Below are 22538 nucleotides of genomic sequence, written 5' to 3' on the forward strand. Positions count from 1 at the left end.
CCTCCCACGCCCCCTCTCCGGTTCTGGCATATACTCGGAAAATCCGACTTTTACCGAGAAATCCACCCCATGCATCCACCTTCTGGTTCCAACGCCCGTTTCGAGGGTTCCGACAACTATGTCGCCACCGGCGACCTGAAACTGGCCGTGAATGCGGCCTTGACGCTGCAGCGCCCCTTGCTGATCAAGGGCGAGCCGGGCACCGGCAAAACCATGCTGGCCGAGGAAGTGGCGGCGGCGCTGGATATGCCGCTGATGCAGTGGCATATCAAGTCCACCACCAAGGCCCAGCAAGGTCTATATGAATATGATGCAGTGTCTCGTTTACGCGACTCCCAGCTCGGCGACGAGCGCGTGCGCGACATCCATAACTACATCATTAAGGGCGTGCTGTGGCAGGCTTTCACGGCGCCGGAGCCGGTAGTGCTGCTGATCGACGAGATCGACAAGGCCGATATCGAGTTTCCCAACGACCTGCTGCGCGAACTCGATCGCATGGAGTTCTATGTCTACGAAACGCGGGAAATGGTGACGGCCAAGCACCGCCCGCTGGTCATCATCACCTCCAATAACGAGAAGGAGCTGCCGGACGCTTTCCTGCGCCGCTGCTTCTTCCACTATATTAAGTTCCCGGACAAGGAAACGATGGAGGCCATCGTTAAGGTCCACTATCCGAACCTGAAGCAGGAGCTGCTGGCCCAGGCCCTGCAAACCTTCTACGAGGTGCGCGATGTGCCGGGCTTGAAGAAAAAGCCGTCCACCTCCGAGTTCCTGGACTGGCTCAAACTGCTGCTGGCCGAGGACATTCCGCCCGAAGCCCTGCGCAACAAGGATGCCAAGGCCATCGTGCCGCCGCTGCACGGCGCCCTGCTGAAAAACGAACAGGACGTGCACCTGTTCGAACGCCTGGTATTCATGTCGAGGACGAACCGCTGATGAGAGAGATAAGCCCTGTCACCCTGGAGCTGAACGGCGTGCGCCTGGAGCCGCTGCAGCCGCGCCACGCCGCTGGCCTGCGCGCCGCCGCCAGCGATGGCGAATTGTGGAAGCTGCGCATCACGTCGGTGCCGGAACCGGAAAACACCGAGCAGTACATCGCCACCGCGCTGGAGATGCGCCCTTCGCGCCTGGCGTTCGCGGTGATCGACATCGCCAGCGAAAAAGTCATCGGCTGCACCAGCCTGCACGATATCGATCCGCTCATCGGCCGCATCGAGATCGGCTACACCTGGTATGCGAAAAGCGTGCAGCGTAGCCACGTCAACAGCAGCTGCAAGCTGATGCTGCTCGCCCATGCCTTCGACAAGGGCTATGAGCTGGTCGGCTTCCGCACCGACATCTTCAACCACGCCTCGCAGAACGCCATCGAGCGCCTGGGCGCGAAGAAGGATGGCGTGCTGCGCCACCACGCGCTGCGGCGCGACGGCACGGTGCGCGACACCGTCATGTACAGCATCGCGCGCGGCGAATGGCCGCAGGTGAAAACGCATCTGGAATACCGTCTGGCGCGGGGCCGTTCATGCTGATCGATTTCTTCTTCACGCTGAAAGAAGCCAAGGTTCCCGTCACCATCAAGGAATTCCTGACGCTGCTGGAAGCGATGGAGAAAAACGTCATCGCCAGTTCGATGGACGATTTCTATTATCTGGCGCGCCTGACCCTGGTGAAGGACGAGGCCCATTTCGACAAGTTCGACCGCGCCTTCGCCCACTACTTCAAGGGCATCAACGCCGCATTCGATACCAAGGGTGAGATTCCGTTGGACTGGCTGCTGCAGCGCATGAAGCGCGAGCTGACGCCGGAGCAGATCGCGGCGCTGGAGAAATTCGGCTACGACAAGCTGATGGACCGGCTGGCCGAGCTGCTGAAGGAGCAGAAGGAACGCCACGAAGGCGGCAGCAAGTGGATCGGCACGGGCGGCACCTCGCCGTTCGGCCACGGCGGCACCAATCCCGAGGGCGTGCGCATCGGCGGCAAGGGCGGCAACCGCACCGCCGTCAAGGTGTGGGAGCAGCGCGCCTACAAGGACTATGACTCGGAACGCGAACTGGGCACGCGCAATATCAAGGTGGCGCTGCACCGCCTGCGCCGTTTCGCGCGCCAGGGCGCGGCCGAGGAACTGGCGCTGGACCAGACCATCCGCGCCACGGCCAATAACGCCGGCTACCTCGATATCAAGATGCAGCCGGAGCGCAAGAACAATGTGAAAGTGCTGATGTTGTTCGACGTGGGCGGCACCATGGACGACCATATCGAGCGCACCGAGGAGCTGTTCTCGGCGGCCAAGACGGAATTCAAGAATATGGAATTCTTCTACTTCCACAACTGCGTCTACGACTATCTGTGGAAAAACAACCGCCGCCGCAACGCCGAGCGCTTCCCCACCTGGGACGTGCTGCGCAAATACACGCCCGACACCAAGCTGATTTTCGTCGGCGACGCCACCATGAGCCCCTACGAAATCCTGCAGCCGGGCGGCTCGGTCGAGTACAACAACGAGGAAGCCGGCTCGGAATGGATCACGCGCTTCACCAATGCCTTCCCCAAGGCGATCTGGCTGAATCCCGAACCGGAGGGTTTGTGGCAATATCGGCAATCGATCGCCATCCTGCGCCAGCTGATGAACAACCGCATGTACCCGGTCACGCTGGAAGGGCTGGAGCGTGCCATGCGCACGCTCAGCAAATAGCCAAGCCGAATCAGGCCGGCAAGAGCAGGCGGTAGCCGACCGCCGTTTCCGTCAGCAGGTATTTGGGCTGGGTGGGATCGTCCTCCAGCTTATGGCGCAAGTGGCCCATATAGATGCGCAGATAGTGGCCGTTCTCCGACTGCGCCGGTCCCCACACGGCGCGCAGCAGCTGGGGATTGGTCATCACCCGCCCCGCGTTGCTGACCAGGACCGACAGCAGGCGGTATTCGGTCGGCGTCAGGTGCACATTCTCGCCGCCCTTGCTGACGCGGCGGTTCTGCAAATCCACCGCCACATCGCCGAAATGCACCAGGCCCGCCTTGTCGGCCTGGGGTTGGCGCTGGCGGCGCAAGGTGGCGCGCACGCGCGCCAGCAGCTCGCCCACGCCGAAAGGCTTGCTCAGGTAATCGTCGGCGCCCGCATCCAGGGCGCGGATCTTGTCGGCCTCGTTGACGCGGGCCGAGAGCACGATCACCGGCACATTCGACCATTTGCGGATATCGCCGATGAAGTCGATCCCGTCGCCATCGGGCAGGCCCAGGTCGAGCACGATCAGGTCGGGCTTGCGCGTGCCGGCGTCGATCAGGCCGCGCTGCATGCTGGCCGATTCGTGCACCTGCCAGCCCTCCTCTTCCAGCGCGGCGCGCACGAAACGGCGGATCTGCGGCTCGTCTTCCACCAGCAGGGCGGTGGGCGGGGTGTCGTTCAAATGCGTAGTCATTCAGTCGTGCTTTCCATTTGGCCGGCGCCGCCGTCTTCCGGCATGGCGGGCGGTGTACCCAGCGGCAAGGTGAAGGCGAAGGCGGCCCCGCCCAGCGGCGAGGCCGCCGCGTCGATCTTGCCGCCATGGGCTTCCACGATGGCGCGGCAGATCGCCAGTCCCAGTCCCACGCCGGGCTTGGCCGATTCGCGCTCGCCGCGCGTGAATTTTTCGAAGATGGCTTCTTCGCGTCCATGCGGCAGGCCGGGACCGTCATCGTACACGAGGACGCGCGCCCACAGGCCATGCAGTTCGGCCGCGACCACGATGCGCGAACCGGGCGGCGTGTATTTGGCCGCGTTTTCCAGCAGATTGCACAACACACGCTCGATCAGCACGGCGTCGAAACGCAGCAGCGGCAACTCGTAAGGCAGTTGGGTGCTGACCTTGTGCGCTTTCAGTTGCAAGGCGCTGGCACGCAGGGCGCTGCCCACCACCTCTTCCAGCGGCTGCCATTGCAGGTTGAATTTGACCTCGCCGCTCTGGATGCGCGCCATGTCCAGCAGGTTCGAAACCAGGGTGCTCATGCGCAGCGCCTCGTCATGCAGGGAGCCGGCCAGCGCCAGCTGCGGCGGCGACAGCGGCGGACGCGAACCGGCCAGCGATTCGGACAGGCCGACCAGGGAGGTCAGCGGCGTGCGCAGATCGTGCGACAGGGCCGCCAGCAGGGAGTTGCGCAAGCGTTCGGACTCCATATTGACCAAGGCCTGCTGCGCCACTTCGATATAGTGCACGCGCTCCAGCGCGATCGCGGCCAGGGCGGCGAAGGTGTCAAGCTGCTGCCGCTGCTCGGGAATCAATATCCAGCGCCGCTTTTCCGGCTCGATGGCGAGCACGCCGCGCGTGCGCATGGGCGCCACCAGGGGCATGTAGAAGATCGGACTGGCCGGCAGGGTATCCGTTCCCAGGCCGGCGCTTTCCGCGTGGTCGAACGCCCACTGGGCGATGCCGCTATCGATCTCGGCGCGCGGCGCTTCGCCTGCCGCGCCGCCCACCGGCGGCTGCAAGCGTCCATCGTCGTCCGGCAGCAGCAGGGTGGCACGGGCGCGGAAGGTGCTCTGGATGAAACTGCGAGTGGTGTCGAAAATCTGCTCGGTTTGCAGGGCTCCCGACATTTCGCGGGCAAATTCATAGAGGGCGCGCGAGCGCGCCTCGCGGTGGGAGGCGACGCGCGCCTGGAAGCGCAGGCCCGCCGTCAGGTGGCCGGTGATCAGGCCCACGGCCAGCATCACGCCAAAGGTGATCAGGTACTGGAAATCGGAAACGGCAAAATTGAAGCGCGGCGGCACGAAGAAAAAGTCGAAGCAAGCCACACTGACACAAGTGGCCAGCACCGATGGACCGCGCCCCCAGCGCACCGCCACCAGCACCACCACCAGCATGAAGAGCATGGCGATATTGGCCAGATCGAGATAGGCCACCATGGGCGTGGCCAGCAAGGCCGCCGCCAGGCTGGCTACGCCCGCACCGGCGTAGGACAGGGCCAGCAACCGGGCGCCCTGCTCGCGGTCCATTTCCGCCTCGGCCGAGGCGCCGGAACGGTCCACCGCGCGCTCGACGGCACTGCCGCCCAATTCGATCAGGTCGATGTCCGGCGCATGCGCCGCCATGCCCTTGATATGCGAGCGGCGCCAGGGCCAGGTGCAGTGGCCGCGTCCCAGCGTGATCTTGGACAGGTTATGGTTGCGCGCGTAATCCACCGCCGCCGCCGCGATATCGCTGCCGGACAGCACGGCGGTGGTAGCACCCAGGTCCTGGGCCAGCTTCAGGGTTTTCAGGATGCGTTCGCGCTCGGCGGCCGGCAGGCGCTGCAAGGCCGGCGTTTCCACATAAATCGCATGCCAGGCCGTACCCAGCTGGCCGGCCAGGCGCGCCGTGCTGCGCACCACCTGCTCGCAGCCGGGACGCGGGCCGACGCAGGCCAGCAGCGCGGCCCCGGTTTTCCAGATGGCGTCGATCGACTGTTCGACGCGGTAGGCGCGCACATCGTCTTCCACCCGGTCGGCGGTGCGGCGCAGCGCCAGCTCGCGCAGGGCGATCAGATTACCCTTGCGGAAAAAATTCCTGGAGGCGCGTTCGGCTTGCGGCGCCTGATAAACCTTGCCGCCTTTCAGCCGCGCCAGCAGCTCGTCGGCCGGAATATCGACCAGCACCACCTCGTCGGCGGCGTCGAACACGGTATCCGGCACGGTTTCGCTGACGACGATGCCGGTGATGCCACCCACCACATCGTTCAAGCTTTCCAGATGCTGGACGTTGACGGTGGTGTAAACGTCGATGCCCGCTTCCAGCAGCTCCTCCACGTCCTGCCAGCGCTTGGGATGGCGCGAGCCGGGCGCGTTGGAGTGTGCCAGCTCGTCCATCAGGATCAGCGGCGGGCGGCGCGCCAGGGCGGCGTCGAGATCGAATTCGCCCAGCGTCTTGCCGCGGTATTCGATGCGGCGCGGCGGCAGCAGCTCCAGGCCGTCGGCCAGGGCAGCGGTCTCGCTGCGGCCATGGGTTTCCACCACGCCCACCAGCACCTGGCCGCCGCCGGCCGCGTATTTACGCGCGGCCGACAGCATTGCATAAGTCTTGCCTACTCCGGCCGAAGCGCCAAAGTAGATGCGCAACTTGCCGCGCGCCTGCCTGCGCTCCTGCGCCTGGACTTGCGCCAGCAAAGTGTCGGGATCGGGCCTTTGGCTATCGGTAGGGATCATGTATCGCTAATTACTTAAAAATGCCATTTCAGCGAGTATGCGCAGTTTTTCCATCCAGCGCCAGATTCAACGCCAGCACGTTCACGCGCGGCTCGCCGAAAAATCCCAGTGCGGGCTTGCTGGCATTGGCGTCGATCAGGCCGCGCACCTGCTCATGCGTCATGCCGCGCGCCGTCGCCACGCGCTTGGCCTGGTAATAGGCGGCAGCCAGGCTGATTTCCGGATCGAGGCCGCTGCCCGAGGCCGTTACCAGATCGACCGGCACCGGCGCGGTGTTTTCCGGATCGGCCGCTTTCAGCGCGGCCATGCGGCTTTTCACACTGTCGCTCAGGGCCGGATTCAGCGGCCCCTGGTTGGAACCGCCGGAACCGGCGCCGTTATTAGCCATCGGCGCGGTGGCCGATGGACGGCCCCAGAAATACTTAGGCGAGCTGAAAGCCTGGCCGATCAGCTGCGAGCCGACTGGCTTGCCGCCGGCTTCGACGATGCTGCCGCCCGCTTGCGCGGGAAAGACGGCATTGCCGATGCCGGTGACGGCGAAGGGATACAGCACACCGCAAACCAGGGTCAGGGCGCCGAACAAGACGAGAGCGGGACGTAATGGAGATGCCATGGTGGCTCCTGTTTAAACGAGGTTGAGGGCGGACAGCAGCATGTCGATCAGCTTGATGCCGATGAAAGGCAGGATCAAACCGCCCACGCCGTAGACCAGCAGATTGCGGCGCAACAGGGCGCTGGCGCCGATCGCGCGGTACTGCACGCCTTTCAGCGCCAGCGGGATCAGGAAAACGATGATCAGGGCATTGAAGATCACCGCCGACATGATGGCCGAATTCGGGCTGGCCAGCTGCATGACGTCCAGCGCCTTCAGTTGCGGATAGGTGCCGACGAAGGCCGCCGGAATGATGGCGAAGTACTTGGCGATATCGTTGGAGATCGAGAAGGTGGTCAGCGAGCCGCGCGTCATCAGCATCTGCTTGCCGATTTCGACGATTTCCAGCAGCTTGGTCGGATTCGAATCCAGATCCACCATATTGCCCGCCTCCTTCGCGGCCTGGGTGCCGGAACTCATGGCGACCGCCACGTCGGCCTGGGCCAGCGCCGGCGCGTCATTGGTGCCGTCGCCGGTCATGGCCACCAGGCGGCCTTCGGCCTGGTAGCTGCGGATCAGTTTCAGCTTGTCTTCCGGCGTGGCTTCGGCCAGGAAGTCGTCCACGCCCGCTTCGGCCGCGATGGCGGCGGCGGTCAGCTTGTTGTCGCCGGTGATCATCACGGTCTTGATGCCCATGCGGCGCAATTCGGCGAAACGCTCCTTGATGCCGCCCTTCACGATGTCCTTCAGCTCCACCACGCCCATCACGCGGCCATTCTCGGCCACCACCAGCGGCGTGCTGCCGCGGCGCGAGACCTCGTCGGTGACTTTCACCACCTCGGCCGGATAGCTCTGGCCCGCCGCCTCCACGTATTTGCGCACGGCGTCGGCCGCGCCCTTGCGCAGCTCGCGGCCATCCACGTCCACGCCGCTCATGCGGGTATTGGCCGAGAAAGGCAGGAAGGTGGCGTGCAGTGAAGCCATCTCACGTTCGCGGATGTTGAAACGCTGCTTGGCCAGCACCACGATGCTGCGGCCTTCCGGCGTTTCGTCGGCCAGGGAGGACAGCTGGGCCACGTCGGCCAATTGCTGCTCGCTGACGCCAGGCGCGGGATAGAAGGCCGAAGCCTGGCGGTTGCCCAGGGTGATGGTGCCGGTTTTATCCAGCAGCAGCACGTCCACGTCGCCCGCCGCTTCCACGGCGCGGCCGGAAGTGGCGATCACATTGGCCTGCATCATGCGGCTCATGCCCGCCACGCCAATGGCCGACAGCAGGCCGCCGATGGTGGTCGGAATCAGGCAGACCAGCAGCGCGATCAGCACAGTGATGGTGACCGGCGTGCCCGATTGCGCCGCTTCCACCGAGAACAGGGAGAATGGCAGCAGGGTCACGGTAACGATCAGGAACACGATGGTCAGCGCCACCAGCAGGATGGTCAGGGCGATTTCGTTCGGCGTTTTCTTGCGCTTGGCGCCTTCCACCATGGCGATCATGCGGTCGAGGAAAGTCTCGCCCGGATTGGCCGTGACTTTCACCACCAGCCAGTCCGACAGCACGCGGGTGCCGCCTGTGACGGCGGAAAAATCGCCGCCCGACTCGCGGATCACGGGCGCCGATTCGCCGGTGATGGCGCTTTCGTCCACCGTGGCCACGCCCTCCACCACTTCACCGTCGATGGCGATCACGTCGCCCGCCTCGACCAGCAGGTAGTTACCCTTGCGCAGATCGCTGGCAGGGCAAGGCAGCCAGGTAGTGCCGTATTTGGCGCTGGCCAGCTTCTTGGCGATCACGCTCTGCTTCAGGTTGCGCAGCGAAGCGGCTTGCGCCTTGCTGCGGCCCTCGGCCATGGCTTCGGCGAAGTTCGCGAACAGCACGGTGAACCAGAGCCAGACGGCGGTGGCGAGGATGAAGCCCGAACTGGCCTCCCCCTTGCCCGCCAGCGACTGCAGGTACAGCAGCGTGGTGATGATGCTGCCGACGTACACCACGAACATCACGGGGCTGCGCAGCTGGGTGCGGGGGCTCAGCTTGCGGAAGGAATCCACGATGGCCGGCACCACCAGTTGCGAATCGAACAGCTTGAGGCGCGGCGCGGGCGTAGCCGTCAGCGTCATCTCTTTTTGCGTTGCATTGGCTTGCGACATGGAGGGTTCTCCTTACTTCATATACATTTGCAGGTGTTCCACGACCGGGCCAAGGGCCAGCGAAGGAACATAGTTCAGCACACCGACCAGCACCACGATGCCGGCCAAGAGGCCAATGAACATCGGGCCATGGGTCGGCATGGTGCCGGAGTTGGCTTGCAGGCGCTGCTTGCCGGCCAGCGAACCGGCAATGGCCAGCACCGGCACGATCACGGCAAAGCGGCCGAACCACATGGCAATCGCCAGCATCACGTTGTAGTAAGGCGTGTTGGCGGACAGGCCGGCGAAGGCGCTGCCGTTGTTATTGGCGGCCGAGCTGAAGGCGTACAGGATTTCCGAGAAGCCGTGCGCGCCCGGATTGGCGACGCCGGCCTTGCCCACGTCCAGCAGCACCGACAGCGCGGTCCCCAGCAGCACCAGGGTGGGCGTCACCAGGATGACGATGGAACTCATCTTCATTTCATAGGACTGGATCTTCTTGCCCAGGTATTCGGGCGTGCGGCCGATCATCAGGCCTGCGATGAAGACAGCCAGGATGGCGAAGACCAGCATGCCGTACAGGCCAGAGCCGACGCCGCCGAACACCACTTCGCCCAACTGCATCAGCAGCATCGGCACCATGCCGCCCAGCGGCGTGAAGGAATCATGCATGGCGTTGACCGCGCCGCAGGACGCCGCCGTGGTCACGGCCGCGAACAGTGTGGTGGCGCTGATGCCGAAGCGGGTTTCCTTGCCTTCCATATTGCCGCCGGCTTGCAGTGCGCTGTTACCCTGGTCCACGCCCATGGCTTGCAGGGCGGGATGGAGCTGCTGTTCGGCCGACATCACGGCGCAGGCGGCGACCACGAAGAGCAGGGTCATGGCTCCCAGCACGGCCCAGCCCTGGCGGCGGTCGCCCACCATCTGGCCGAAGGTGAAGCACAGCGCGGCCGGAATCACGAAGATGGCGATCATCTCGAAGAAGTTCGACAGCGCCGTCGGATTCTCATACGGGTGCGCCGAGTTGGCGTTGAAGAAGCCGCCGCCATTGGTGCCCAGCAGCTTGATCGCCTCCTGCGAAGCGACCGGCCCCATGGCCAGGGTCTGGGTGGTGGCGGTCTGCTCTTCGGTCACAGCCTGGCCCTTGGCGTCCAGCACGGGCTGGCCATCGGCGCCGGTTTTCGGCACGGTGTAGGTGACGGGATCGAGCAGGCTCACTTCCTTGTAAGCCGACATATTCTGGATCACGCCCTGGCCGGTGAGTAAGACGGCGAAGATCACGGACAGCGGCAGCAGCACATACAGCGTGGAGCGCGTCATATCGACCCAGAAGTTACCGATGGACTTGGCCGAGCGCGAACTGAAGCCGCGGATCAGGGCAAAGGCGACGGCGATGCCGGTGGCGGCCGAAAAGAAGTTCTGGCAGGTCATGCCCAGCATCTGGGTCAGATAGCTCATGGTCTGCTCGCCGCCATAGCCCTGCCAGTTGGTGTTGGCGACGAAGCTCACCGTGGTGTTGAAGGACGAATCCGGGCTGACATTGCCCATATTCTGGGGATTCAGCGGCAGCCAGGCTTGCACGCGCTGGATGGCGTAGGTGAAGATCGCGCCCACAGTGTTAAACACCAGCAGGGCGACGGCATAGGCTTTCCAGCCCATGCCCTGTTTTTCCTGATCCAGCGGCACGCCAGCGGCGCGGTAGAGCAGCTTCTCGACACCGGCCAGCCAGCCGAAGCCCGGCACCGGGCGGCCATCGGCCACGCGCACCATCAGGATGCCGAGCGGCCAGGAAAGCGCCAGCAGCACGGCCAGGAAGAGCAGCAGAAGAAGGATGGACTGGGTAGTCATATCACAGCTCCTCCGCGTTCAGCAGGGCCACGGCCAGATAGGCCAGCAGACCCACGGCGGCGACAGCGCCGATCACATAAAAGAGATTCATTGCTTGCCTCCCAGCTTGTCGCAGCCGGCGGCGAAGCCCCAGCACAGGACAAAGAAGACGGCCAGCGCCCCGATAAACACGAAATCCATTTCCACCCCTTTACAGGTCTTGTTTTGACAATGGACAGGTTATCGGCCGGGGTCTAAAAGTGGTGTAAAGACTTCAGCGCCCGGTGTAAACAAGATGTAAAAATCGGCTGCGGCCGGACCGCAAGGCTTACATCCCGGCAGCCGCTGCGGCGGAAAAGTATTTGCTGGGGATCTCGCCCAGTACTCCCTTGAACACCGTCGAGAAGGCACTGGGACTGCTATACCCCAGCTCCATCGCCACGCGCGTGACCGCTTCGCCATTGCCCAGGCGAACCACGGCCGCCAGCAGGCAAGCCTGCTGCCGCCATTCGAGGTAGCTGATGCCGGTATGCAGGCGAAATTGGCGTGTAAATGTGCGGCGGCTCATGCCGGCGCGCTGCGCCATGGCATCGATCCCGAGCACCAGCGAGGGCGCAGCCAGAAACGCGCTGCACGCCGCCGCCAGGCGCGACTCATCGGGCATGGGGGCATTCAAGGAGAGCGCCGGCATGGCGGCGATTTCGTGCAGCAGTAGTCCCATCAGGTGGCCATCGCGGCCACTGGCGGCATAGTTGGCCGGTATGCCGGCCGCCTCCCCCAGCAGCTGCCGCACCAGGGAAGACACGCCAAAAACCTGGCAGTGCCGGGGCAGGCCCACGCGCCGCGCGGCGTGCGGGCGGACATAGGCATTGAGCATGGTGACGGGGCCGCGCATCTGCATCGCATGCGCCAGGCCCGCCGGCACCCAGATCGCCCGCAGCGGGGGAACAGCCCAATTGCCAGACTCGGTTTCGACCGTGATGACGCCGCGCGCGGCATACGCAAACTGGCCGCGGCCGTGGCTATGCAAGGGAAAGAAGTCGCCGTCGGCGTAGTCCGTGCTTGTCACCTGCACGGCGCAAGGCGAGCCATCGTCGAAATCTGCGGGGATTTTCTGCATGGCCCAATTTTAATTCCAATTGACCTTAAACTGAAAGCGGGCCATTCAGGACTGGGGCATATTGGATGCGTATCCAGGCGTCCTGCCCTGGCCTAGAAAAGAGTTCGAAACCATGCATAGAAAACACCTGCTCCTCGCCGTCCTCGTCACGGCGGTATGGGGCATCAACTTCCCGATAAGCAAATTGGGACTGGCCCGGATCGATCCGCTGCTATTGACGGCCATCCGTTTTGCGCTGGCCGCCCTGCCCTGGGTCTTCTTCGTCAAACGCCCGCAAGTCGCCATCGCTTGGCTGGCGGCGTATGGGCTGATCTTCGGCGTGGCCATGTGGGCCTTGATCAATCTCGGTATCGCAATGGGCGTGCCGCCCGGCAGTGCCTCGCTGCTGATTCAGTTCAGCGCATTTTTTACACTGGGCTGGGGCGTTCTGCTGTTCCGCGAAACCCTGTCGCGGCAGCAGCTGGCCGGCGTTGCGCTGGCGTCCGTCGGCCTGGCCGGCATCCTGCTGGGCAGCCCCGGCAAAGCCACGACTACCGGCTTTGCGCTGGTGATGGTGAGCGCACTGGCCTGGAGCATCGGCAACGTCATCATCAAGGTATCCAAGGTGAAGGAAATCTTCGCCTTCGTCGTGTGGGCCAGCCTCTTTCCGCCCCTGCCCTTGCTGCTGCTGACCTGGTGCTGGCATGGCGCGGCGCCCTTTTCCAGCCTGGCCTCGCAGATCAATAGTACGGCGCTGTTCTCGCTGGCCTTCCAGGTCTACGCCGCCACGCATTTCTGCTATTGGGGATGGAACTTTCTGCTGCGCGAATATCCCGCGTCGCGGGTGGCCCCGCTATCGCTGCTGATTCCCGTCTTCGGCATCGCCAGCTCGGCCTTCATCCTGCGCCAGCTGCCAGGCATGGGCGACTGGGTTTCCCTCGCCCTCATCCTGGCGGCGCTGGCCATCGGCATGAAGAAAAGCCCGGTGGCCAGACCGGGCCTGGACCGCGCTGCCGACGCTTAGAAGGTCTTGCTAAGCGTGAGCTGGAGGGCGGTCTTGCCCATGAATTTGCCGTTGACGGCGTTGGCGTAGGCGGTCTTGCTGGCGTTGGTGCCGATCACGGCGAGGGCGCCGGTCAGTACGCCGAAGTCCTTGCTCACGCCGACTTTCCAGTCGGTGTAGTCGGCGGCGCTGTTGTGGCGCACTTTCTGGTAGCCGGCGTGCAGGTTGACGAGGAAGCCATGGCCGGTGTCGATATTGGCGCCGACGTCGAGATAGCCGCTGTTCTTGCTGTCGGCATAGCTGAACAGATTCGTCAACGAGTGGGAATACTTGATATAGGCCGGGCCGTAGCCAAGCTGGCCGTAGATTTCGGCGGTGTTGGCATTGGCCACGCCGGCCACGTTTTTCAGGCCGTTGGAGGGATAGATATAACCCAGCACACCGACGTCGTAACTAATATCGGCATTGATCTGGCCGCGCTTGCCGGCGGAGAGGTCCACTTCCACCGAGCCGCCGCCGCCCGCGTCCTTGGTCCATTTGATGGTGGAGGCCCAGGCGCTGACATACAGGCCGCTGGGGTTGTGCACATAATCGACGCCGCCCTGCAGCGCCGGTTTCAGACGGGTCTGCGAGATGCCGCGGTAGCGGTAGTCGGAGGTGACGGCGGCATTGAAGCTGACTTCATGTTCCGGCTTCTGCTCCTGGGCATGGACGCTGGCGGCGCAGGCGGCCATCACGGCCAGGGCGAGCATTGTTTTTTTCATGTTGCGGTCTTTCTGGGTGAGTAAAAATCAGGAGGCGAATACTTCTTGATAGAGGGCGGCCATTTCGGCCTCGGCATCTTCGCCCTGGGCGGGCAGGTGAATCACGGTGCCGGACAGGTTGGCGGCCATCACGCGCGAGACATAGGCGCGCACAGCGGCCATCTGCACGCTGTCCGGGTCGGACGCGCCGCCCAGCACCACAAACAGCACGCGCAGGCCGGGATTGAACATGCGCGCGCTGTTCAGGCGGGCGATCAGCTTGTATTGGGTGGCGAGATCGACCTGGTCGGGCGCCACCGGCACCACGGCGATGCGGGCAGCGATCAGCGCGGCGCGGCTTTCCGCCGTGTCGCGCCCCTCGGTGTCGATGACGATATCGTTATAGCGGCAGCGCAGGATTTCCAGTTCGTCCTGCAGGGCGCGGCCATGGATGGCGCGCGCCGCCAGCCTTGCCTGTTTGGCGGCGCGGCTGGCCGGCACGGCGCCGGCATGCTCGCGGCTCAGCGCCGCGCAAGCCTGACGCGGATCGGTGTCGAGCAGCAGCACCTTGCGGCCGCTGCGCGCGCGCAGCAGGGCCAGCCTGCTGGCGACAATGTCTTTGGCCGAACCGGGATTCTGGCCTGCGATGGCGATAATCATGGCTTCTCTCACGCTGTTGCGATGAGAGACAGCTTATCGATCGTCCCGTAAAAACGGTCTAAAAAGGCGGGGGTGGCGTGTAAACGCCGCGTATATATTCAACGTAACAGCGTCAATGCAGCAGCGCCGGCAGATCGAGTTCGCGCCGCAGCAGGTCCAGCAGATGGTGGTCGGCCACCGGTTTATCCAGCACGCCCTCGGCTCCGGCGGCGCGGGCGCGCTCGGCATCATATATAAAGGGCGGCGCCGCCAGGAAGACCACCGCTGGCGGTTCGCACTGCGCACTATCGCGTCCACGCAAGCCGTGCAGGCCGTCGGGCTGGCGCAGCGCGGCGCACACGCGGTAGGCGTCGATTCCCGGCGTGGTCGTATTGATCAGCACCAGGGCCACCGCGCCCTGGCGGCAGATGGCCACCGCCTCGTCCTCATTGTCGGCCCAGCGGCAAGCCAGCCGCCATGCCAGCAGCAGGCGTCCCACATGCAGGCTGAAAGCCGGGCTGCGGTCCAGCACCAGCACCGCGCCGCGATGGGCGTGATGGCGCATGGCGGCATAGTCGGCGGCTTCGGTCAGGTCGAGGTCGAGCCGTTCGCGGCGGCGCCGGTCGGAGCGCTGTGGCGCACCCTGGTGCGCCAGCCTGTCCAGCGCGCCGGCGCGGCGCTTGAGCAATTCGTCGAGGGCGGAATAAACGCTGCCCCAGCGCACCGGCAGGCGCAGGCTGGGATAAGGCAGGCAGACCGGCGGCGCGCCCAGCACCAGGGCCGGGTGGATGTCGCCGGCCAGCGAATCGAGGGCGGCCAGGGCGCGCAAATCGGCGCCGTTGGCCAGATACAGATCCGGCTCTTGCAAACTGCCGTCGGACAGGCAAAAATATGCCGCCCCCTTGCGGGGCGCCCTGTGCAGGCCCAGCGCGATGGCGCGCGCTTCTTCCGGCGGAAAACCGAGCAGACGCACAGCGAAGGGATATTTCTCCGTTTGCATGGGATCAATCCGTGGTTTTTTTAACATTAAACCACAGTTTCCCATGCCGTCCCAACGCCCGGATTCCGCCCTTTCCTCCCGTTGAGGATAGAATGCGCGTGCGTCCGCATTAACCAAGAACCGCATTTCAAAGTATGGCCACTAAAAAACCAGTATCCGATTACAGCGAATCATCCATCCGCGTCCTGAAGGGACTGGAGCCCGTCAAGCAGCGTCCCGGCATGTACACGCGCACGGAAAATCCGCTGCACATCATCCAGGAGGTGATCGACAATGCCTCCGACGAGGCGCTCGGCGGCCATTGCAAAAACATTATCGTGACGCAGAATGCCGACGGCAGCATCACGGTGGAAGACGATGGCCGCGGCATTCCGGTCGGCCTGCACCCGGAAGAAAATGTGCCGACGGTGGAAATCGTCTTCACCCGCCTGCACGCCGGTGGCAAATTCGACAAGGGCTCGGGCGGCGCCTACGCCTTCTCCGGCGGCCTGCACGGCGTCGGCGTGTCGGTGACGAACGCCCTGTCCAAGCGTCTGGAAATCAGCGTCTGGCGCAAGGACGACAGCGGCAACGGCTTCCACCAGCTGGCGTTCGAGAACGGCGACCTGGTCGAGCCTTTGAGCTCCCAGCCCGCGCCGCGCGACGGCAAAAAATCCGGTACCCGCGTCACCGCCTGGCCGGACGCCAAATATTTCGACTCGCCGCTGATCTCCCAGGTCGAGCTGCAACGCCTGCTGCGCTCCAAAGCCGTGCTGCTGCCGGGCGTGAGCGTGACCCTGAACAACGCCAAGACCGGCGACTCCCAGACCTGGCAATACAATGAAGGCCTGCGCGGCTACCTGACCGAGGAACTGGCCCAGACCAGTTCCGGCGGCGCCACCCTGATCCCCCTGTTCGAAGGCGCGCAATTCGCCGGCCCGGACGCCGAAGGTTTCGCCGAGGGCGAAGGCGCGGCCTGGGTGGTGGCGTGGACCGAGGAAGGCGCCGTGGTGCGCGAATCCTACGTCAACCTGATCCCGACCCCGAACGGCGGCACCCACGAATCGGGCCTGCGCGACGGCCTGTTCGGCGCGGTGAAGAACTTCGTCGAGATGCACTCGCTGCTGCCGAAAGGCGTGAAGCTGCTGCCGGAAGACGTGTTCGCGCGCGCTTCCTTCGTGCTGTCGGCCAAGGTGCTAGACCCCCAATTCCAGGGCCAGATCAAGGAGCGCCTGAATTCGCGCGACGCGGTGCGCCTGGTATCGACCTTCGCCAAGCCGCCGCTGGAACTGTGGCTGAACCAGCACATCGATTACGGCAAAAAACTGGCCGAACTGGTGATCAAACAGGCGCAATCGCGCCTGCGCTCGGCGCAGAAGGTCGAGAAGAAAAAATCCTCGGGCGTGGCTGTTTTGCCGGGCAAGCTGACCGACTGCGAATCGTCGGAGGTGGCGCGCAATGAGCTGTTCCTGGTCGAGGGCGACTCGGCGGGCGGTTCGGCCAAGATGGGCCGCGACAAGGAATTCCAGGCCATCCTGCCGCTGCGCGGCAAGGTGCTGAACTCCTGGGAGACCGACCGCGACCGCCTGTTCGCCAATAACGAGATCCACGACATCGCCGTGGCCATCGGCGTCGATCCGCACAGCATCGGCGACACGCCGGATTTGACCGGTCTGCGCTACGGCAAAATCTGCATCCTCTCCGATGCGGACGTCGACGGCTCCCACATCCAGGTGCTGCTGCTGACCCTCTTCTTCCGCCACTTCCCGGCGCTGATCGAGCAAGGCCATATCTGCGTGGCGCGTCCGCCGCTGTACCGCGTCGACGCGCCGGCGCGCGGCAAGAAACCGATCCAGAAGCTGTACGCGCTGGACGACGGCGAACTGGTGGCCATCGAAGACAAGCTGCGCAAGGACGGCCTGAAAGACGGCAGCTGGTCCATCTCCCGCTTCAAGGGTCTGGGCGAGATGAACGCCGAGCAGCTGTGGGAAACCACCATGAATCCGGACACGCGCCGCCTGCTGCCGGTGGCGCTGGGCGACTTCGGCCACGCCGAATCGTCGGCCCGCTTCAATATGCTGATGGGCAAAGGCGAAGCCGCCGCCCGCCGCGCATGGATCGAGGAACACGGCAACGAAGTGGAAGCGGACATCTGATCCGGGCATCTAATCAAGACAAGTATTCACAATGACTCAAGCAAACCTCTTTGACGAACCAACGCCCGCCCAGCCGGGCGGCCCGGGCGATGGCGGCGAATCGCTGACCCTGTCCACTTTCGCCGAGCGCGCCTACCTCGATTACGCCATCTCCGTGGTCAAGGGCCGCGCCCTGCCCGACGTCTGCGACGGCCAGAAGCCGGTGCAGCGCCGCATCCTGTATTCGATGAATGAGCTGGGCCTGAGCGCCACGGCCAAGCCGCGCAAGTCCGCCACCGTGGTGGGCGATGTGCTGGGCAAGCTGCACCCGCACGGCGACCAGTCGGTGTACGACGCGCTGGTGCGCATGGCCCAGGACTTCTCGCTGCGCTATCCGCTGATCGACGGCCAGGGCAACTTCGGCTCGCGCGACGGCGACGGCGCGGCGGCAATGCGCTACACCGAGGCGCGCCTGACGCCGATCTCGCGCCTGTTGCTGGACGAGATCGACCAGGGCACGGTGGACTTCCAGCCCAACTACGACGGTTCGTCGGAAGAACCGAGCCTGCTGCCGGCGCGCCTGCCGATGGTGCTGCTGAACGGCGCATCGGGCATCGCCGTGGGCCTGGCCACCGAAATCCCTTCGCACAATCTGAGCGAGGTGGCGCAAGCGGCCGTGGCCCTGATCCGTAATCCGAAGATGGAGCACGCGGAGCTGATGGCGCTGATCCCCGGACCGGACTTCCCGGGCGGCGGCCAGCTGATTACGCCGCCGGCCCAGATCATGGACATGTACGCCTCCGGCCGCGGCAGCATGAAGGTGCGCGCGCGCTGGAAGATCGAGGAACTGGCGCGCGGCCAGTGGCAGGCCGTGGTGCACGAGCTGCCGCCCGGCACCTCGGCGCAGAAGGTGCTGGAAGAGATCGAAGAGCTGACCAATCCTAAGGTCAAGATGGGCAAGAAGGCGCTCTCGCCGGAACAGCTGGCGCTCAAGTCGCTGATCCTGGGCGCGCTCGACACCATCCGCGACGAATCCGGCCGCAACGCGCCGGTGCGCCTGGTGTTCGAACCGAAGTCGAAGAACCAGGACCAGACCGAATTCATGCTGATGCTGCTGGCGCATACCTCGCTGGAGACGTCGGCCTCGATGAACCTGGTGATGATCGGCGGCGATGGCCGTCCGCGCCAGAAGGGTCTGGGCGACATCCTGCAGGAGTGGATCGACTTCCGCTTCAGCACCGTCACCCGCCGCACCCAGTTCCGCCTGAACAAGGTGGACGACCGCATCCATATCCTGGAAGGCCGCGAGACCATCCTGCTGAATATCGATGAGGTGATCCACATCATCCGCAATTCGGACGAGCCGAAAGCGGCGCTGATCGCGCGCTTCAAACTGTCGGACCGCCAGGCCGAAGACATCCTGGAAATCCGCCTGCGCCAACTGGCGCGCCTGGAAGCGATCAAGATCCAGCAGGAGCTGGCCGAGCTGCGCAAGGAAAAACAGACCTTGCAGGATCTGCTGGACAATCCATCGTCGATGAAACGCCTGATCATCAAGGAAATCGAAGCCGACGCCAAGACCTATGGCGACGCGCGCCGCACCCTGATCGAAGAAGCGCAGAAAGCCGTGGTGGAACAGAAGGTGGCGGACGAACCGGTCACGGTCATCATCTCCGAAAAAGGCTGGGTGCGCGCGCGCACCGGCATCGGCCACGACCCGGCCCAGTTCAACTTCAAGGCGGGCGACTCGCTGTACGGCGCCTTCGAATGCCGCACGGTCGACACCCTGCTCGGCTTCGGCGACAACGGCAAGGTGTATTCCGTGCCGGTGGCCGCGCTGCCGAACGCGCGCGGCGACGGCGTCCCGATCACCACCCTGGTCGACTTGAGCGGCGGCGCGCGCCTGCTGCACTACTTCGCCGGCCCCGCCGCCACCCAGCTGCTGCTGGCCTCCGACAGCGGCTTCGGCTTCATCGCCAAGGCTGGCGACATGGTCAGCCGTCTGAAAGGCGGCAAAGCCTTCATTACGCTCGATGAAGACGCCAAACCGCTGCCGCCGAGCATCGTGGTCGAAGGCACCAACGCCATCGCCGTGATCTCGGAGAAGGCCCGTCTGCTGGTCTTCGGCATGGACGAGATGAAAGTGCTGTCGAACGGCGGCCGCGGCGTCACCCTGATCGACCTCGATGACAAAGAGAAGCTGGTTGCCGCCCGCGCCATCAGCCAGAAAGGCGTGATCGTCCAAGGCATCGGCAACGCCAGCAAGGCCAAGGAAGAGCGCATGGGCATTAACGCCCTGCAAGAGCACATCGGCAAGCGCGCCCGCAAAGGCAAAGCCATGCCAACCCGCATCAAGCCCACCGGCCTGCTGCCCATCACCTAAGGCCTTTGCGCCAAATCAAACAATGTCTCACCCTGGTGTCAGGCACCAGGGTGAGACATTTCCTGATCTAGATCAAAGAATGTCCTACTCTGGTGCCTCGGCGGCCCCGCCTGACACCAGGGTGGGACATTTGTTGATTTGGATCAGACTTTCTTCATTTTGCGGGGCGGCTGTAGAGGTCGATGGTGGCGCTGATGGCGTCGGCGCACACGGCGCAGAAGGATTCGCTTCGGTCGAACATCAGACATTGCTGCTGCGAACGGTAGTAGCCGGTGGCTTCGTAGTTGGCCCCCTCGAACGCGCCCACTTCATGCTTGTGCGGGGCTTTGCTGAACAGGGCGTTGGTCCAGGCCAGGTCGTCCTTGAATAACTTGCTCATCTCGGATTCGGGGCGGTTGGCTTTGCGCAGCTCGGCGCGCACTTTCTGGTATGCGCGCGAGTGTTCTTCATACTCTGCTTTGGGCCAAGCGGTCGGCAACGCCGTGCCGGTTTTCACAAATTTTTTCCATTTGACGTTGGCGGGGTCGCGCAGGGCGGTGACGTTGGGTTCCCAGGGTTCGCTGCGCTCGCCGCCGGTGGCGTAGGCGACCGGGGAGGTGTAGTACTCGTCGGCCAGGCCGGCGAAGTGGTGGCCGAATTCGTGCACGAAAAGGTAGTTGGCCCAGTCGCTATTCGCTGCGGCGGTGCTGAACTGGCCGTAGATGCCGCCACCGCCATAGGTGTCGTTATTCACCAGGATTTCGATGAATTCGTATGGCGCGTGCTGGGCGATGTCGCGCAGGGCGCGGTTGTCGGTGGTGAGCACGTAACGCTCGCTGCCGAAGATGTCGTAGCGCGTGCCGAGCGCGGAGGCGTGGTGCACATTGGTCGAAGGGCGGCTGACGCCGGACTCCTGGGTCGGCACGGCCAAGCCCCAGACATTGAAGTCCCCTGCCCTTTCCTTGAAGGGGCTGACCGTGAACAGGTAGTCGGCCAGGCGGCGCGCGGTCTGTTCGAATTTGGGCAGGTCGGCCTTGGTGTAGCCGTCGCCCAGGATCAGCAGGTCGACCTTCTGCGGCGAGGGGCCGCTCACGCGCAGCGGGGTGGGCTTGGCGGGCGCGGGCTCCTGCTTGCGCACCACGTCGAGGGCGTCAGTGTCGACGTCCACGCTCCAGGCGATGGAGAACTGGTTGCGTTCGTCGCGCTTGAGGATGCGCACGCGCACCGGCTTGTCCGGCTTGGGAAAGCGCACCGATTCGCTGAAGCCGCGGTTGGCCTTGCCCGCTTCATCGGTGCTGCGCCATTCGCCGAAGATGGTGGAGAAGCCGCGCGAGTACAGCAGCTGGCCGGTCTTCGCGTCCACCACTTCCACCTTGTTGATGCCGCGGTCCGTGTCGTCCACGCTGCGCGACATATCGCCCGGCCATGGCAGCGGTTCGATCACCACGCGCTCCATGGCGTAGTGCTCGGACAGGGCATTGCCGCTGTGGAGGTAGTCGATGCGGACGGTGGCGGGTTGCGCTGGTGCGGCACTGGCGGCGCAGCTGGCAAGCGCCAGCGCGGCGGCGGCGCCGGCACGGGCGAAGGCGAAGGCGAAGGCGGAAAACGGCATAAGGTCTCCTGGCTAGAAAAGTGTGCCGGCTATTCTAGCCCAGAGATCCTTATTTATAGCGGTAGAGCGGGTACTGTATTTCGATGGGGCGGATGTCGAGCCGCATATTGAGGATGGAGTAGGCTTCCGCCACCGAGGACGAGTAGCCGACGCTGTCGCCGGTTTTGCTGAACTTAAATTCGAAGCCCAGTTCGTGCAGCGGTTCGGATGGATGGCCGATGGCGATGCCGACGGCTTCCTTCTGCGCGTTGTCGATCAGCTTTTCCATCAGGTCGATGACGGCGTTCGGCCCCAGGATATCGGCTGTGAAGATCGGCAGGTTCAGGCTGGGGCGCGCCGGATCGAGCAGGCCGTCAACCTTTTCCGGCGAGGGGATGAAGCGGCGCTGGTCGATATCGTATTTGTCGCCGCGGTCCAGATAGCTCAGATTGACGCCGCTGATATTGAAACCGATGGCCTTGGGGTCGGTGCTGGCGCGCGTCAGGTCGATCAGCAGCGCGCCCTTGTAGCCGACGATTTCGACCTGGCGCTTGCTGTCGATGACCATGGCGGTGTTTTCGTCGATGCCCAGGCCGATCTTGTAGCCCTTTTTCAGCATGGCGGGAATCATGCGCGCAAAGCGGCCGCGCGTGAGCAGATGCTGGTCAATGAAGATGTCGTCGCCGATAAAGCCCAGTCCCGGCGCGATCTCGCGGCCTTCGTTGACGCCGCTGCGCAAGGTGCTGAAGACGGTCTTCACCTCGTAGAACATGGTGCTGCTCATGATGGCCGCGCCGGCGCTGGTGCCGGCCACCACGCCGCCGCGCCGGTACACGTCCCATACTGCGTCGAGCAGCGCGCTGCGGCTGCCGTCGGCCCGGACCATGGCTTGCGTGATGCGCGCCTGGTCGCCGCCGGAAAAATAGACGCCGCCGGCCGAACGCACCGATGCGGCCAGCGCCGCATCCTCGGCCACTTTGCGGAAGTCGCTGCCTTCCAGCTTGACCGCCAGCGGCACCAGGAAGGCGTCCGCCCCATGCTGGTTCAGGCGGCCCACGATGAACTGGCCGGAGCGCGCCGGATTGGCCGCCGCCGAGGGGAAGACGGCGATGCGCGCGCCCTTGCCGCCGGCCAGCTGCACGATGCGCTGCCAGACCGGCGCATTGTCGCCGCGCAGAGCACCGCCGATGATGACCAGCGAGCCTTTCGGCGTTTCCGCCGCCTGGGCGCCGCCGCCCATGAGCGGCATGGCCGCCAGGGCGAAATGCATGAGGAGTTTGCGCAGCGCCAGCATGG

General features: G+C 64.4%; 18 protein-coding genes. 6 read left to right on the forward strand and 12 right to left on the reverse strand.

Annotated features, from left to right (window positions below; genetic code table 11):
• The first annotated feature begins 69 nt into the window (after positions 1-69).
• From FHS03_RS18050 to FHS03_RS18060, 3 genes are read left to right on the forward strand one after another with little or no spacing between them, the layout of a single operon-like run.
• Positions 70-936 carry an AAA family ATPase gene (locus FHS03_RS18050; protein WP_183442334.1) on the forward strand — a complete coding sequence of 289 codons (867 nt, stop codon included), beginning with the start codon at positions 70-72 and terminating at the stop codon, positions 934-936.
• A complete protein-coding gene (locus FHS03_RS18055) occupies positions 936-1526 on the forward strand; it encodes a GNAT family N-acetyltransferase (protein WP_183442336.1) in 591 nt (196 codons plus the stop codon). The genes FHS03_RS18050 and FHS03_RS18055 overlap by 1 nt, the downstream gene beginning before the upstream one ends.
• On the forward strand, positions 1520-2689 hold the full coding sequence (locus FHS03_RS18060; protein WP_183442338.1) for a vWA domain-containing protein: 1170 nt from the start codon (positions 1520-1522) through the stop codon (positions 2687-2689). Before FHS03_RS18055 ends, FHS03_RS18060 begins: the two co-directional genes overlap by 7 nt.
• Before the next feature lie 10 nt (positions 2690-2699).
• Here FHS03_RS18060 and kdpE read toward each other — a convergent pair whose 3' ends face one another.
• The 7 genes from kdpE to FHS03_RS18095 all read right to left on the reverse strand — a co-directional run bounded on the left by kdpE (position 2700) and on the right by FHS03_RS18095 (position 11811).
• On the reverse strand, positions 2700-3410 hold the full coding sequence (gene kdpE / locus FHS03_RS18065; protein ID WP_183442340.1) for a two-component system response regulator KdpE: 711 nt from the start codon (positions 3408-3410) through the stop codon (positions 2700-2702).
• Positions 3407-6148 (reverse strand): two-component system sensor histidine kinase KdpD, encoded by a 2742-nt coding sequence (gene kdpD, locus FHS03_RS18070; protein WP_183442342.1) that lies wholly within the window; start codon positions 6146-6148, stop codon positions 3407-3409. The genes kdpE and kdpD overlap by 4 nt, the downstream gene beginning before the upstream one ends.
• 28 nt (positions 6149-6176) lie before the next feature.
• On the reverse strand, positions 6177-6761 hold the full coding sequence (gene kdpC / locus FHS03_RS18075; protein WP_183442343.1) for a potassium-transporting ATPase subunit KdpC: 585 nt from the start codon (positions 6759-6761) through the stop codon (positions 6177-6179).
• Positions 6762-6773: 12 nt separating this feature from the next.
• Positions 6774-8855, reverse strand: coding sequence for a potassium-transporting ATPase subunit KdpB (gene kdpB, locus FHS03_RS18080; RefSeq protein ID WP_183442445.1), 2082 nt, complete (start codon positions 8853-8855; stop codon positions 6774-6776).
• A gap of 42 nt (positions 8856-8897) precedes the next feature.
• On the reverse strand, positions 8898-10712 hold the full coding sequence (kdpA, locus tag FHS03_RS18085; RefSeq protein ID WP_183442344.1) for a potassium-transporting ATPase subunit KdpA: 1815 nt from the start codon (positions 10710-10712) through the stop codon (positions 8898-8900).
• 1 nt (position 10713) lies between these two features.
• The gene (locus FHS03_RS18090) at positions 10714-10803 is read right to left on the reverse strand and encodes a potassium-transporting ATPase subunit F (protein ID WP_050411523.1); all 90 of its coding nucleotides are present in this window, start codon (positions 10801-10803) and stop codon (positions 10714-10716) included.
• A gap of 216 nt (positions 10804-11019) precedes the next feature.
• Entirely contained in the window at positions 11020-11811 is a 792-nt protein-coding gene (locus FHS03_RS18095) for an AraC family transcriptional regulator (RefSeq protein WP_183442345.1), read from the reverse strand.
• A gap of 112 nt (positions 11812-11923) precedes the next feature.
• Here FHS03_RS18095 and FHS03_RS18100 point away from each other — a divergent pair, with 112 nt between their 5' ends.
• Positions 11924-12814, forward strand: coding sequence for an EamA family transporter (locus FHS03_RS18100; protein ID WP_183442346.1), 891 nt, complete (start codon positions 11924-11926; stop codon positions 12812-12814).
• On the opposite strand, the gene FHS03_RS18105 is transcribed toward FHS03_RS18100, so the two are convergent.
• From FHS03_RS18105 to FHS03_RS18115, 3 genes are all read right to left on the reverse strand, one after another.
• Positions 12811-13557: a TorF family putative porin gene (locus FHS03_RS18105; protein ID WP_183442347.1), complete on the reverse strand. Its 747-nt coding sequence runs from the start codon at positions 13555-13557 to the stop codon at positions 12811-12813. The two genes, FHS03_RS18100 and FHS03_RS18105, sit on opposite strands and share 4 nt — an antisense overlap.
• Before the next feature lie 27 nt (positions 13558-13584).
• Positions 13585-14196: a ParA family partition ATPase gene (locus FHS03_RS18110; RefSeq protein ID WP_183442348.1), complete on the reverse strand. Its 612-nt coding sequence runs from the start codon at positions 14194-14196 to the stop codon at positions 13585-13587.
• Between the two features lie 112 nt (positions 14197-14308).
• Positions 14309-15175: a PleD family two-component system response regulator gene (locus FHS03_RS18115; protein WP_183442349.1), complete on the reverse strand. Its 867-nt coding sequence runs from the start codon at positions 15173-15175 to the stop codon at positions 14309-14311.
• 134 nt (positions 15176-15309) lie between these two features.
• Here FHS03_RS18115 and FHS03_RS18120 point away from each other — a divergent pair, with 134 nt between their 5' ends.
• Together FHS03_RS18120 and parC are read left to right on the forward strand one after the other, a co-directional pair.
• A complete protein-coding gene (locus FHS03_RS18120) occupies positions 15310-17310 on the forward strand; it encodes a DNA topoisomerase IV subunit B (protein ID WP_183442350.1) in 2001 nt (666 codons plus the stop codon).
• 31 nt (positions 17311-17341) lie between these two features.
• Entirely contained in the window at positions 17342-19672 is a 2331-nt protein-coding gene (gene parC, locus FHS03_RS18125; RefSeq protein ID WP_183442351.1) for a DNA topoisomerase IV subunit A, read from the forward strand.
• 154 nt (positions 19673-19826) lie between these two features.
• On the opposite strand, the gene FHS03_RS18130 is transcribed toward parC, so the two are convergent.
• Positions 19827-21263, reverse strand: a complete 1437-nt coding sequence (locus FHS03_RS18130; RefSeq protein WP_183442352.1) for an IgA Peptidase M64 — start codon at positions 21261-21263, stop codon at positions 19827-19829.
• 49 nt (positions 21264-21312) lie between these two features.
• On the reverse strand, positions 21313-22536 hold the full coding sequence (locus FHS03_RS18135) for a cyanophycinase (RefSeq protein ID WP_371871729.1): 1224 nt from the start codon (positions 22534-22536) through the stop codon (positions 21313-21315).
• Positions 22537-22538 lie beyond the last annotated feature (2 nt).

The sequence above is a fragment of the Pseudoduganella violacea genome, assembly GCF_014191875.1.
Classification (GTDB): domain Bacteria; phylum Pseudomonadota; class Gammaproteobacteria; order Burkholderiales; family Burkholderiaceae_D; genus Rugamonas; species Rugamonas violacea_A.